At 44.0% G+C, this 12552-nt stretch carries 15 protein-coding genes; 1 reads left to right on the top strand and 14 read right to left on the bottom strand.

From position 1 onward, the window contains the following. The 13 genes from acpS to A3757_RS04515 all read right to left on the bottom strand — a co-directional run. Positions 1-339: holo-ACP synthase (gene acpS / locus A3757_RS04575; RefSeq protein WP_068739228.1), on the bottom strand; the 339-nt coding region annotated here is incomplete at its 3' end. A 9-nt stretch (positions 340-348) separates the two neighbouring features. Beyond that, positions 349-1089: a pyridoxine 5'-phosphate synthase gene (gene pdxJ / locus A3757_RS04570; RefSeq protein WP_068507886.1), complete on the bottom strand. Its 741-nt coding sequence runs from the start codon at positions 1087-1089 to the stop codon at positions 349-351. Positions 1090-1094: 5 nt separating this feature from the next. Next, complete coding sequence (recO, locus tag A3757_RS04565) at positions 1095-1835, bottom strand: DNA repair protein RecO (RefSeq protein WP_082870153.1); 741 nt, start codon at positions 1833-1835, stop codon at positions 1095-1097. 29 nt (positions 1836-1864) lie between these two features. After that, the gene (gene era, locus A3757_RS04560) at positions 1865-2788 is read right to left on the bottom strand and encodes a GTPase Era (protein ID WP_068507888.1); all 924 of its coding nucleotides are present in this window, start codon (positions 2786-2788) and stop codon (positions 1865-1867) included. Between the two features lie 15 nt (positions 2789-2803). Beyond that, positions 2804-3487 carry a ribonuclease III gene (rnc, locus tag A3757_RS04555; RefSeq protein ID WP_068552847.1) on the bottom strand — a complete coding sequence of 228 codons (684 nt, stop codon included), beginning with the start codon at positions 3485-3487 and terminating at the stop codon, positions 2804-2806. Between the two features lie 66 nt (positions 3488-3553). Next, a complete protein-coding gene (locus tag A3757_RS04550; protein WP_068507892.1) occupies positions 3554-3928 on the bottom strand; it encodes a DUF4845 domain-containing protein in 375 nt (124 codons plus the stop codon). Positions 3929-4043: 115 nt separating this feature from the next. Beyond that, on the bottom strand, positions 4044-4829 hold the full coding sequence (lepB, locus tag A3757_RS04545; RefSeq protein WP_068507894.1) for a signal peptidase I: 786 nt from the start codon (positions 4827-4829) through the stop codon (positions 4044-4046). 52 nt (positions 4830-4881) lie between these two features. Beyond that, entirely contained in the window at positions 4882-6681 is a 1800-nt protein-coding gene (gene lepA / locus A3757_RS04540; RefSeq protein WP_068507897.1) for a translation elongation factor 4, read from the bottom strand. A gap of 152 nt (positions 6682-6833) precedes the next feature. Next, positions 6834-8246, bottom strand: coding sequence for an AarF/ABC1/UbiB kinase family protein (locus A3757_RS04535; protein WP_068506914.1), 1413 nt, complete (start codon positions 8244-8246; stop codon positions 6834-6836). A 3-nt stretch (positions 8247-8249) separates the two neighbouring features. Further along, on the bottom strand, positions 8250-9260 hold the full coding sequence (gene lipA, locus A3757_RS04530) for a lipoyl synthase (protein ID WP_068507899.1): 1011 nt from the start codon (positions 9258-9260) through the stop codon (positions 8250-8252). Between the two features lie 32 nt (positions 9261-9292). Then, on the bottom strand, positions 9293-9916 hold the full coding sequence (lipB, locus tag A3757_RS04525; RefSeq protein WP_231872205.1) for a lipoyl(octanoyl) transferase LipB: 624 nt from the start codon (positions 9914-9916) through the stop codon (positions 9293-9295). Positions 9917-10005: 89 nt separating this feature from the next. Continuing rightward, positions 10006-10329, bottom strand: coding sequence for a YbeD family protein (locus A3757_RS04520; protein ID WP_082865051.1), 324 nt, complete (start codon positions 10327-10329; stop codon positions 10006-10008). Positions 10330-10360: 31 nt separating this feature from the next. Then, complete coding sequence (locus A3757_RS04515) at positions 10361-11533, bottom strand: D-alanyl-D-alanine carboxypeptidase family protein (RefSeq protein WP_068507904.1); 1173 nt, start codon at positions 11531-11533, stop codon at positions 10361-10363. Positions 11534-11705: 172 nt separating this feature from the next. On the opposite strand from A3757_RS04515, the gene A3757_RS04510 reads away from it, so the two are divergent. Continuing rightward, entirely contained in the window at positions 11706-11888 is a 183-nt protein-coding gene (locus A3757_RS04510) for a hypothetical protein (protein WP_068507906.1), read from the top strand. Here the strand turns inward: A3757_RS04510 and A3757_RS27920 are convergent. Next, positions 11857-12552 (bottom strand): septal ring lytic transglycosylase RlpA family protein (locus A3757_RS27920; protein ID WP_068739226.1); only part of this gene is annotated, 696 nt, incomplete at its 5' end. The two genes, A3757_RS04510 and A3757_RS27920, sit on opposite strands and share 32 nt — an antisense overlap.

Raw genomic sequence — 12552 nt, 5'->3', positions numbered from 1 at the left:
ATCAGATAAACTAATGTGTATAGTCTCTGCACCCATTTCTTCCATTTTTAATTTTGCTTTTTGGTGCAAGACAGCAACAGGTTGCCCGCTCACCGAATGCGCGAGCTCTATATCATGCCAGGTAATACCCTGAGAGACCCCAGTACCCAAAGCCTTTGATACAGCTTCTTTGACAGCAAAACGCTTAGCTAAGAAGTTGTCTGGACGATTCGATTCAAGAAAGGAGTCAAACTCGTTGGGGGATAATATCCGCTTTGCAAAGCGCTCTCCATAACGCTCGAGGGATCTGGCAATTCTCTGGATTTCAACCAGGTCATTGCCAATACCTTTAACAGTCATAATTCACTATTAGCTCGTAGATTGTATTAAGGCATTCATTTCACGAACCGCATCCTTTATGCCAACAAACAAAGCCCTAGCAATGATACTATGCCCTATATTGAGTTCGTTAATACCGGGTATGGCCGCTATCGCATGCGTATTATGATAGTGCAAACCGTGCCCTGCATTAACAATCAGGCCATGAGACAAGGCCAAGTTCAAACCACTACGAATCCTTCCTAACTCTGCTTGCAATTCAAGCGGATCCTTACACTCGGCATAATGCCCTGTGTGAATCTCAATGGCTTGAGCACCGCAACGAACAGCCGCTTCAATTTGCGCAGGCTCAGGATCGATAAACAGAGAAACTTCTGAACCAATCTCACTCAAGCGAGCGCAGGCATCCTTAATACGATCTTCCTGCGCAATGACATCCAAGCCACCCTCAGTAGTCAGTTCCTCTCTTTTCTCAGGCACCAAACAACAATGTTCAGGCTTAACCTTCTCGGCAAGCCCTAGCATATTTTCGGTTACTGCCATTTCAAGATTCATTCGAGTTTGCAAGGTTTCCTTCATCACCAGTACATCTCGCTCTTGAATATGGCGTCGATCTTCACGCGGATGAATTGTAATACCATCTGCTCCAGCCTCTTCAGCCAGTAAAGCAGCTTGAACAGGGTCAGGGTAACGTGTGCCACGAGCCTCTCTCAAGGTTGCCACGTGATCAACGTTCACGCCTAATAAAACTCTGCCATTAGGATTTTCCATCAAATTTACCCCTTAAACTTTATCGGACGAAATAACTCTCGACTTTTTATCACCTGACCACCCAAAGCATCATCAACCAGATAGCGCATCAACTGCTTGGCCTTTAAGTACTCTTCCTTTTGCCAGGTAGAGCCATTAACAATATCTAAAGTACTGATAAGCGATATTGCTTTTCCACTTATAATAAACACACTTCCTAAGTTAGAGCTGGCCTTACCAACTCCTTCAAAACCTTGCTGTGAAAGAAACTTATATCCCTGATCCTTCTGAATCTTGTGACCATAAATATCATGTTCAAAATCAGGCAGTAATCCTAGCTCACTCAGTAAAAGGTATTCAAATTTTCGCAAACAGCGCTGCAAGTCTTGCCCTTCAGCTAGCTGATCCAAACAATCTACATAGTTTGAGAACACTCCCGGGCTTGGCTCATTGTCCGGTACTAGCTTCAGAACCAATTCATTAAGGTAGTAAGCACTAAAAAGATAGTTTGCGCGAAGCTTATAGGGCTGGCTTGGAACATCGACGGATCGAAGTGTTTTGATTGAAGAGCGGCCACTCCAAGAGAGCAAAAGAGCCTGAAAGGGTTGAAGCAAGGCTGACCAAGCACTTCCTTTTCGCAAGGCCCCTTTTGCGATCAAAGTAAGCCGTCCGAAATTAAGTGAAAACACATCAACTAAAAGACTGGACTCCTGATAAGGGCGCCGGTTCAAAACATAAACCGCTTGCTGCTCCTCAATCATACTCATGCACTGACCGCCCCCTATTTAAAGGAGCCTTACTCGTCTCGATAACCCAAACTCTTTAAAGCCCTTTCATCATCAGACCAACCACTTTTGACCTTAACCCATAGGTTTAACATCACCTTGGTATCAAACAAGCGCTCCATTTCTTTACGAGCATCACGGCCAATGATTTTTATTTGTTCACCCTTGTCACCAATAACGATTTTCTTTTGACCACTGCGCTCTACAAGTATTAGCGCGCTAATATGCAGCACGTGCTTAACCTGTTTAAACTCTTCAATCTCTACAGTCACCGCATAAGGTAGCTCTTCCCCCAGCTGTCGCATGATCTTCTCACGCACAAGCTCAGCAGCCAGAAAGCGCTGACTTCTGTCAGTCACTTGATCTTCAGGATAGTAATGAATACTGTTTGGAAGGAAGCTATCAATTAGTTTTTCAAGAGAATCAACATTATGTCCATGCTTGGCAGAAACTGGAATAATTTCGTTGAACGAATGCTTCTCAGCCAAAACTTGAATGTGCGGTAACAAAGCACCTTTTTCTTTTGCCTGATCAACTTTATTTAACACGAGAATTACAGGCGCTTTTGCAGCTTGGATTTTTTCAAGCACGAAGCTATCTTCCTCTGTCCACTTGGTTCGATCAACCAAAAAGACAATAACATCAACATGCTTAAGCGAATCTGACGCCGCTTTATTCATATATCGATTAATCGCTTTATGTTCTTTCAGGTGCAAACCAGGTGTATCAACATAAACGACTTGCGCTTCGCCTTCGGTTTTGATCCCTAAAATCTGGTGACGCGTGGTCTGAGGCTTCTTTGAGGTAATACTAATCTTTTGACCCAATATACGATTTAGCAACGTTGATTTGCCGACATTAGGGCGCCCAACAATGGCGACATAGCCACAACGGGTATTCGGGTTATTAAAACTTTCCAAGTCGAATTCAGTCATGATAATACTCCAGGGTTATGACTTTTCTTCCAGAATAGCCAGCGCTTGCTTTGCTGATTTTTGCTCAGCTATTCGTCGACTAGGGCCTTCACTATTTGTTCTGATACTCATTGATGCAACCTCACACTCGACAAAGAAAGTCTGATCATGAGCTTCACCTGTGACCTTAATAACTTCATATTTCGGGAGGTCTTTCTTTATAGATTGCAGATATTCTTGTAGGCGGGTTTTAGGGTCTTTTTCGGTATTATCTAAAGACAAGTTAGCGAAACGCGGCTCATACCACGATAAAACAACTTCTCGGCAAGTTGAATGATCGCTGTCTAAATAGATAGCACCAATGACGGCTTCCAGAGCATCAGCAATAATCGACTCCCGCCTAAAGCCACCACTCTTCAGCTCACCGCCCCCTAAGTTCAAATAGTCGCCTAGCTTAAATTCTTTACCAATCTCTGCCAGCGTTACCCCTTTTACCAACAAAGAGCGCAAACGGCTTAGCTGACCTTCTTTTGCAGACGAGAAGTGTTGAAACAGATATTCAGCAATAACAAAGCTAAGTATGGCATCCCCTAAATACTCCAGGCGTTCATTGTTCGCACCTTTAAAGCTACGATGCGTTAACGCTAAATCTAGCAGGCTTTGATCTTTGAACGCATAACCAATTTTTCGTTCAAGCGCACTCAAGCGATTTTGTTTCATAGGGACTAATTTTTCCAAACTTTGCTCAAGCCTTTTCCAAAAAAGACGGTGATAAATAACTCTAAACTAAAACTTTTTCTCTATAGACTCTTCGAAGGAGACCACTGCATCTATGTTGCTATAAATCGGAATGCGAACTTCATACTCTACCGAGATATAAACACTTTCATCTGTAACTTCAGCATAGAAGCCTTCCTTAACATCAAAGGTACGGACATTGTTAGTTAACAAGCGGGTTTGGAAGTTTGTTTCCAGCTCACCAGCAGACATCCCTTCTAAATCAACTTCTTTATCATAAGATTCGAGTACAGATGCAATTTGCCAATGCTCATAAAACGCGGGGTAAAGCTTGAAAGCAATTGTTAAAATAATCGCAGCCATACCCAAAAAAAGCAGGACCACTGGCATCGAAGCACCCTTTTGCCGAGAATCAGTACGCATGTATAACCTCATCGTTAATCTATTTGAATCGTTGCGCTGCCAAGAAGCAGGACATTTATAATAGTATTGTTCAATATACGGATATTGCCTACTCGCTAAACAAAAGTCTTAAACTTTATTCGATAGCACCAACACGCGAAAAACTAGGTATGGAGAAGAACTTTGGCCAATGCATCCATATCGCAAAGGCTTTTCCGACAACCAGGTGGTCAGGAACAACGCCCCAAAAGCGGCTATCATTACTGTTATCCCGGTTATCTCCAACCATAAAATACGAGCCCTCAGGAATCTCCCAGTAACCTTCAGCACCTCTATTTAGCTGCGCTTTATGCTCATACAGCTTATGCTTAACCGAGCCTAAAGTCTCTTCAAACAGTTTGCGCCCAGGTAAATTCGCTAACAGTTTCTCTTCGACAAGCTCACCGTTGATCCATAACTGCTTGTCTTTATATTCAATTTTGTCACCAGGGACACCGATAACTCGCTTAATATAATTGGTCTTTCCATCTTTAGGGTATTTAAAGACCATTACATCACCGCGCTGCGGATCATCCATTTCAATGACTTTAGTTCCCACCACGGGAAGGCGAAAACCATAGGCATACTTATTTACCAGAATAAAGTCGCCAACTTCCAGGCTTGGTAACATTGAACCAGAAGGAATTTGGAAAGGCTCAACAAGAAAGGAACGCAAAACTAAAACGATTGCCAGTACCGGAAAAAAAGACCTAGAAACTTCTACTAACCAAGGGCCTTCAGAAATTTCTTCTTCGCTAGCTGCACTAGATGAATTATCTTTAGCCGCATCTCTTTTTGGTTTCCAGAGTATTGCATCGGCAAGGTATATCAAACCCGTCGCGAAAGTCAGTACAACCAATATCAGGGGAAAATCTATATCCATACTCTTCTCTTATCTACTTGATGCTCAAGCCAACGACGTCGAAAGCAATGTATTAATTATCAATCTTCAAAACTGCCATGAAAGCTTCTTGCGGGATCTCTACACTCCCAACCTGCTTCATTCGTTTTTTACCTTCTTTCTGCTTCTGTAGAAGCTTCTTCTTACGACTTACGTCACCACCGTAGCATTTTGCTGTTACGTTTTTACGTAAGGCTTTTACAGTTTGCCGAGCAACAATTTGACCACCAATCGCGGCTTGAATAGCAACATCAAACATTTGACGAGGAATTAGCTCCTTCATCTTCTCGGTAAGTAAACGTCCCTTTGAGTGGGCATTATCTTTATGAATAATTAGCGCCAATGCGTCAACTTTGTCACCGTTTATTAGAACGTCCAGTTTGGTCAAATTAGACGTTTCAAACCGTACAAAGTGATAATCTAGCGACGCGAAGCCCCGACTGACTGATTTGATACGGTCAAAGAAGTCGAGTACCACTTCATTCATTGGTAAATCATATTTGAGAGAGACCTGCCCTCCCAGAAATTGCATATCCTTCTGAATGCCTCGTTTCTCAACACAAAGACTAATTACATTCCCCAAATGCTCTTGTGGTACGAGAATATTTGCCTCTACGATTGGCTCTCTCATCTCCTCTACTGCACCGGGGTCTGGTAGACGAGACGGGTTATCTACTTTAATAACCTCACCATTACGCATCACTAGTTCGTAAATAACTGTTGGCGCAGTGGTCAATAAATCTAAGTTATATTCTCGTTCGAGTCTCTCCTGGATAATCTCCATATGGAGCATACCCAAGAAACCACAGCGGAACCCGAAGCCAAGCGCATCGGAGGTCTCAGGTTCATAATGTAAAGAAGCGTCATTTAAGGTGAGTTTTTCCAAGGCATCGCGAAACGACTCATAGTCATCAGAACTAACTGGAAACAAAGCGGCATAGACCTGTGGCTGGACTTTCTTAAAGCCTGGCAACTGCTCTACTTCAGGAGTTTTAGCATGGGTGATGGTATCACCAACTGGCGCGCCATGAATGTCTTTAATACCCGCAACAACAAAACCAACTTCACCTGCTCTAAGAATGCCGGTCTCATGACGCTTCGGTGTAAACACTCCCGCAGCATCAATTTGGTGGGTTTTGCCCGTTGACTTGATTAAGATTTTATCGCCTTTACGCAAGGTGCCTTCTTTAACTCGTACGAGAGATACAACACCCAAGTAATTATCAAACCAGGAATCAATAATAAGCGCCTGAAGGTCAGCATCAACATCACCCTCTGGAGGTGGAACCACTTCGATTAGAGCTTCAAGAACATCTTCAACTCCCATGCCACTTTTAGCACTACAGGGAACCGCTCCCGACGCATCGATTCCGATAATATCCTCAATCTCTTGGGTTACTCGCTCAGGATCGGCCTGTGGCAAATCCATTTTATTTAGTACAGGAAGTACCTCCAAGCCCATTTCGATGGAGGTATAACAATTTGCCACCGACTGAGCCTCGACCCCCTGACCAGCATCGACAACCAATAACGCACCCTCACAGGCAGCGAGAGAACGTGACACTTCATACGAAAAGTCTACGTGCCCCGGAGTATCGATGAAGTTTAGCTGATAGGTTTCGCCATCTTTTGCCTTATAATCGAGTGTGACACTCTGGGCCTTGATCGTAATACCACGTTCTCGCTCGATATCCATGGAATCGAGTACCTGAGCTTCCATCTCACGGGACGACAGCCCGCCACAATCCTGAATAAAACGATCAGCCAAGGTCGACTTACCGTGGTCAATATGGGCAATTATTGAGAAATTACGAATATGTTTAAGACTACTCACTGGATTATTTTACTCTAAGGTTGATATCTAAATTGAGCACTCGGAATAAGTGGCAACCAAACCGCGCATTCTAAAGGATTTCAGCTAACTTGGCGATATTTGTTTGATAAGTTGCGGGCTTCTTGAAATGTTTAAAGGAAAACGGAGAATGGCTACCGGACGTTAAAGGCTTCAACATAAGGTGCCAATAGGTCCTGCCCCTTAAACTGACCATTAAGTACCGAAATAAAGGTATAGACGCCTACCAGCTTTCGATTCAGGAACACAAATTCTTTTGGCGGAATTTTAAAGTAACGACTAATTGCCGAAACAGCAGCTCGCTTGGCAATACGTGAAGGCAAATCACTATCGCGCCAACGATACTCTCCCTGCTCATTAAAAGATTCAGAACCCGCAGCAGACTGGTCTTTCGCTAAAGGCTCCAGCACTGCAATACAAACCCCGGCAAACTCTTCCAGGATTTTTCGCGGCCAGTCTGCTTGCATAAACTTTAACGCAATCCCACCACGAATAACACCTTCCAGGTCAGCTTCATAAGCAGCTGAAATCATTTGACATACAGGGTTAATAAATTGCTGTGGATACTTTTGCACAGCGCCAAAATCCAGTAACACTATTCTATCTTTGCCACTCTCTTCACCAATTCGTATTCGATAATTACCGAAATTTGGATCAGTTTGAATCTCGTGCCAGACGAACAACTCTTGCAGAAACAGCGCCAAAGATGATTTAGCCAGATTATTACGACGCGCCTGAGACAACTCAGCAACACGCTCGCTAGAAACATTTTCACCCTCTTCGTAGCTTGTAGCCATAACATTTTCGCAGGAGAACTGAAAATACACTTTTGGAACAATGAATCGAGGATCATCTTGAAGCATTTGAGAGAAGCGGGCTGTCGTTTCAGCTTCTAGGTGGTAATCTACCTCCCGATGCATCATCACTCTAACCTCTTCCAACCAATCGTTAAACGCTGGTCCTGCAGTAACCACCCTCGCCAAGCGAAGTATTTGTGCGACAGCATCCAGATCGGCATCAATTGCCTGAGCAACTCCCGGGTACTGAACCTTCAAGCAAATGACTTCACCTGTTTCGATTATTTTTGCACGATGAACCTGTCCTAGCGAAGCTGTGCCTATTGGCTCTTCTTCAACTTCAAGCTTATCCATATTCGCTGCGCCAAGGTGCTCGAACAAAACACCTCGAATGACAGGCCATTCCAGCGCAGTAGTATTTTCTTCAAGAGTATGGAGAGCTTCGGTAACTTCAGGTGGCAGAAAGTGTTCGCCATAAAGCGCCATGACCTGCCCGATTTTAACCACACTCCCCTTCAGCATTCCTAACTCACGAACAAGAAAGTGAGCTTGATCCGAAAGTGCCTTTTTGCGCTTTTCAGCTCTAGCCTCTTTGCCGGAAAATAAAGAGGTAGTCATATGACCAGCCATCCGCGTACCGGCCAGTAAGCCTGCTTTAGTCAGACTCAAACGACGCTCAAAGCTACCCGTTTTGATAGCTGAAACTGTTTTATTACTTTGAGTATTAGAGTCTTTCTTGGACTTTGACATAAGCTACACTTTTGGCAGAGATTCGCCCTTCGCTTGTTTATCTGCATGATAAGAAGAGCGGACCATTGGGCCACTAGCAACATGTTTGAATCCAAGCTCTTTGGCAAGCACCGCTAAATCATCAAACTCTTGTGGCGTGACAAAACGCTCTAAAGCCAGGTGATCTTTACTCGGCTGCAAATACTGCCCCAGGGTTAACATATCAACATCATGCGCACGAAGGTCACGCATCACTTGCTCGACCTCCTCAATCGTTTCACCAATTCCTAACATCAAACCCGACTTGGTTAGTACATTGGGAGCCAAAGCCTTATAAGACTTGAGCAAATCCAAAGACCATTGATAATCAGAACCAGGACGAACCTTTTTATAAAGAGAAGGAACTGTTTCAAGGTTATGGTTGAACACATCTGGCGGTGTTTGCTTTAGGATATCGAGCGCAACTTCCATACGGCCACGAAAGTCTGGCACTAATATCTCAATTTCAATATCGCTGCTACGTTCTCTGATTTCGTTTACACAATCAGCAAAGTGCTGAGCACCACCATCACGCAAATCGTCACGATCTACGGAGGTAATCACAACATAACGCAAAGCCATATCTGCAATTGCAATCGCTAACTCACGAGGTTCGTTTTCAGCAAGTGGCTTGGGACGACCGTGAGCAACATCGCAAAACGGACATCGTCGAGTACATATATCCCCCATTATCATGAAGGTAGCGGTGCCGCCGCCGAAGCACTCTCCCAAATTCGGGCAAGAAGCCTCTTCACAAACACTATGTAGTTTATGCTTACGTAGCTTACCCTTTATCTCATCAATCTTTGGGGTTGCCGGAACCCGAACGCGAATCCAGTCTGGCTTTCGTGGCATTTTTTCAGTAGGAATGACTTTAACGGGTATTCTGGCGACCTTCTCGGCGCCACGAAGCTTTTCACCCTGCACAGCTCGCTTAATCGTCTTAGCACTACTGCCTGTCTTCGCGTCGGCACTACCCTTGGGAGAATCTGTCATAACTACCTTCTACTAAATTTAATTTTGAGCAATTAACTGTCTTTATATTCCATAACAATATCGTCATAGGAAAAAGACTTTCGCAGCTCATTAACCAAGCAACCTGCCGCTCTCTCAACAGCAACATCTTCTTGGAAATCACACAGCTGAACCATTTTGAGATCTTGATAGCCACAAGGGTTAATACGCCCAAAAGGCTCAAGGTTCATATCGATATTGAGACTCAAACCATGAAACGAACGCCCATGCCTGATACGCAAGCCCAGTGAAGCAATTTTATCTTCTCCCACATAAACACCGGGAGCATCTTTTTTAGGTGCAGCCTGAATACCGTATAAGGCCAACATATTGACCAAAGCCTGCTCTATTCTAGAAACAAGGTCTCGAGCACCAATTCCCATACGGTTTATATCGAGCATAAGATAAATTACAAGTTGTCCCGGGCCATGATAGGTAACCTGACCACCCCGGTCGACAGGTACAACAGGAATATCTCCTGGCGCTAGAATATGCTCTTCTTTTCCGGCCTGCCCTTGCGTGAAAACAGGCTCATGCTGCAGCACCCATATTTCATCTTCGGTCTGCTCGTCGCGCTGGTCGGTAAATTCCTGCATTGCTCGCCAGACTTTTTCATAAGGCTGGAGACCGTGTAACATTTTTACTTGTAAATGCTGGCCAAACGCTGGGCCATTTGAGTTTTGAGCTTTCTCTGTCATCGCTATCGCCCTCAGATCAACATGCCAGACTAGATAACCATTTTTATATGGCCAGTCGCCATCAAGGCTTCATGTATCGCTTTTAACTGAGCTTCGCCAGTCGCGTATATATGAAAACGCACCGAGACGAAGGTTCCCTTGCTGCTTTCATTCAAGGTAACCCGATTCTCATCCAGGTCTGGAGCATGAACCTTAACGGTTTCAATCACCAAAGCTTTCAAATCAATATTATTAGAACCAATTGCTTTAATCGGATAATCACAAGGAAACTCTATTTTAACTTCATCTTCAGATGAAGAAGCTGATAGACCTTTAGCTGAAGAGTTACTCAGTATCACAGGTTTCTTTATCATCACACTACCTCCAACCAAGAACTAATTTTCATTAAGAAAACAAACCAATGAAAAACAACTTAATCATATCCAACAGGCGTTTAAAGAAGCCACCCTCGGGCACGGGCTCCAAAGCTACTAAAGCTTCATCAACAATTACTTTACCGTCAAGAGACACAAGTAAGCGGCCGTATTCTTGTCCCACGGCAACAGGCGCTTCAATTACATTATCTACTTTAAGCTCTGCTTTAAGGTCATCTTTTTGACCCCGAGGAATCGTTACTATTACGTCTTCGGCTAAGCCCAACTGGAAAGAATCCAAAGCACCCTTCCAAACCTGGCTATCTGTCAGTACTTCACCAGCCTTGTACAGTTCGTGCGTCTGATAATATCTAAAGCCATAGTTTAACAACTTCTGTGTCTCTTTAGCTCTGGCATTTTCACTATTCGTACCCATGACAACACTAATCAAGCGCATACCATTGCGCTTAGCTGACGCGACAAGGCAATAACCTGCTTCTTCAGTATGTCCGGTCTTTAAGCCATCGACTGACTTATCACGCCACAACAAGCGATTGCGGTTTGGCTGCCTTATATTGTTATAGGTGAAGTATTTTTCAGAATACAAAGGGTACTGATCAGGAAAGTCATTAATGATCGCAAGAGCCAGCTTTGCCAAATCAGAGGCTGATGAATAATGCCCTTCAGCAGGCAAGCCTGTAGCGTTCATAAAGTTGGAGTTTGTCATGCCCAGTAGTTGAGCTTGCTGATTCATGATATCGGCAAATGCATCTTCGCTACCAGCAACATACTCAGATAGCGCAATACTTGCGTCATTGCCTGACTGAATAATTACGCCTTTGAGCAGCTCTTCAAGCAAAACTTTTGAGCCTTCCTTGATGAACATTTTTGACCCGCCAGTGCGCCAAGCCTTAACGCTCACTGGAACCTCGTCATATAAATTGATATTACCTTGAGCTACTTCGCTTTCGACGATGTATGCGGTCATCATCTTAGTCAAGCTGGCGGGTGGCAACTGAACGTAGCTTTCATGCTCTACGATTACTTCGCCACTCGTGGCATCCATTAAAATATAAGAGCTAGCTGAAACCTGTGGCGGAGAAGGAATAAGAGCTGGCTTAGCAAATGCGTCGGCAACATGGAATCCGAGAAGTAATAACAAAGAATAAAGTGGTAACACCTTACCTAGTGATCTGAACATCATTAAAAACCCGATTTTGATTTATATGAACGAAGTGACATATATTGAAGAAAGCAAGTCTAACCGAATTCAGCAATCGATTCATCCATAAGCGAAGACCAATAAGCCAATCTGTATTAAAATTAACGCTTCAGCTAATACAGACTTCTAACGAACAAGAAGAGGTATAAACGAAATGAAGGAACTCAAAAACGGCTCTGTTGACAGCGCACAAACAGTTAAAGCAGGCTGTGGAATTCGCTACGACCCTGAACAGCTAGACGGAGATTGCGGCTTCGATTTTTCACAAGCTGAAAACATGAAGCCTGAGAAAGAAGCCCATATACCTAAGAGCCCGGAGCCAACACAGGACGACTAATCACAACAGGTGCACCAACCTCACTGTCGGATAAATGAGCCTTTAACTTTTCTGCAGCGCTCATGTCATCAACTGGTCCAACTCTGACACGATAGATATTAGCCCCTTCAGCCTTCCCTACAAACGCAGAGTGAGCCAAGCCCATTCTCTGTAGACGCTGGAGAAGGTTATTAGCCGAAGCCTGATTAGATAGCGCCGCCACTTGAACAAAATAGGCTAAGCGGTCTTTGCTTTCTTTTACCCCCGAAGCCTCCTCACCACTCACTGTTGGTTTTGGTACAACGATTGATTCTAGTAAAAGCCTGGCAGTTCCTTTGTTGTGGTAATCCAGCTTCTTGGCTGCGGCATAAGATAGATCTAATATTCTACCTTCATGAAATGGCCCACGGTCATTAACTCTAACCACAACCGACCTTTGATTTTCGAGATTTGTCACCTTCAAATAGGCAGGAAGAGGCAAGGTCTTATGCGCTGCCGACATGGCATACATATTATAAATCTCACCATTTGAAGTCAGCTCACCATGAAACTTCAAGCCGTACCAAGAGCCAATCCCCTCCTCGCGATACTCCTTAATCGAATCGAGCAGGTGATACTCCTTTCCTCGCACAGTATAAGGAGAGTAATTGCCTTTTGGGCTGATTGGCTCCCATTTAGGGATTGC

Source organism: Oleiphilus sp. HI0117 (genome assembly GCF_001635235.1).
The sequence above is the reverse complement of the archived record's forward strand: the minus strand, read 5'-3'. Positions and strand labels throughout refer to the sequence as shown.

Bases quoted from the DNA above. Each gene is read 5' to 3' on its own strand.
- pdxJ (WP_068507886.1), bottom strand. From the start codon at position 1,089: ATGGAAAATCCTAATGGCAGAGTTTTATTAGGCGTGAACGTTGATCAC.
- recO (WP_082870153.1), bottom strand. From the start codon at position 1,835: ATGAGTATGATTGAGGAGCAGCAAGCGGTTTATGTTTTGAACCGGCGC.
- era (WP_068507888.1), bottom strand. From the start codon at position 2,788: ATGACTGAATTCGACTTGGAAAGTTTTAATAACCCGAATACCCGTTGT.
- rnc (WP_068552847.1), bottom strand. From the start codon at position 3,487: ATGAAACAAAATCGCTTGAGTGCGCTTGAACGAAAAATTGGTTATGCG.
- A3757_RS04550 (WP_068507892.1), bottom strand. From the start codon at position 3,928: ATGCGTACTGATTCTCGGCAAAAGGGTGCTTCGATGCCAGTGGTCCTG.
- lepB (WP_068507894.1), bottom strand. From the start codon at position 4,829: ATGGATATAGATTTTCCCCTGATATTGGTTGTACTGACTTTCGCGACG.
- A3757_RS04535 (WP_068506914.1), bottom strand. From the start codon at position 8,246: ATGTCAAAGTCCAAGAAAGACTCTAATACTCAAAGTAATAAAACAGTT.
- lipA (WP_068507899.1), bottom strand. From the start codon at position 9,260: ATGACAGATTCTCCCAAGGGTAGTGCCGACGCGAAGACAGGCAGTAGT.
- lipB (WP_231872205.1), bottom strand. From the start codon at position 9,916: ATGTTACACGGTCTCCAGCCTTATGAAAAAGTCTGGCGAGCAATGCAG.
- A3757_RS04520 (WP_082865051.1), bottom strand. From the start codon at position 10,329: ATGATAAAGAAACCTGTGATACTGAGTAACTCTTCAGCTAAAGGTCTA.
- A3757_RS04515 (WP_068507904.1), bottom strand. From the start codon at position 11,533: ATGATGTTCAGATCACTAGGTAAGGTGTTACCACTTTATTCTTTGTTA.
- A3757_RS04510 (WP_068507906.1), top strand. From the start codon at position 11,706: ATGAAGGAACTCAAAAACGGCTCTGTTGACAGCGCACAAACAGTTAAA.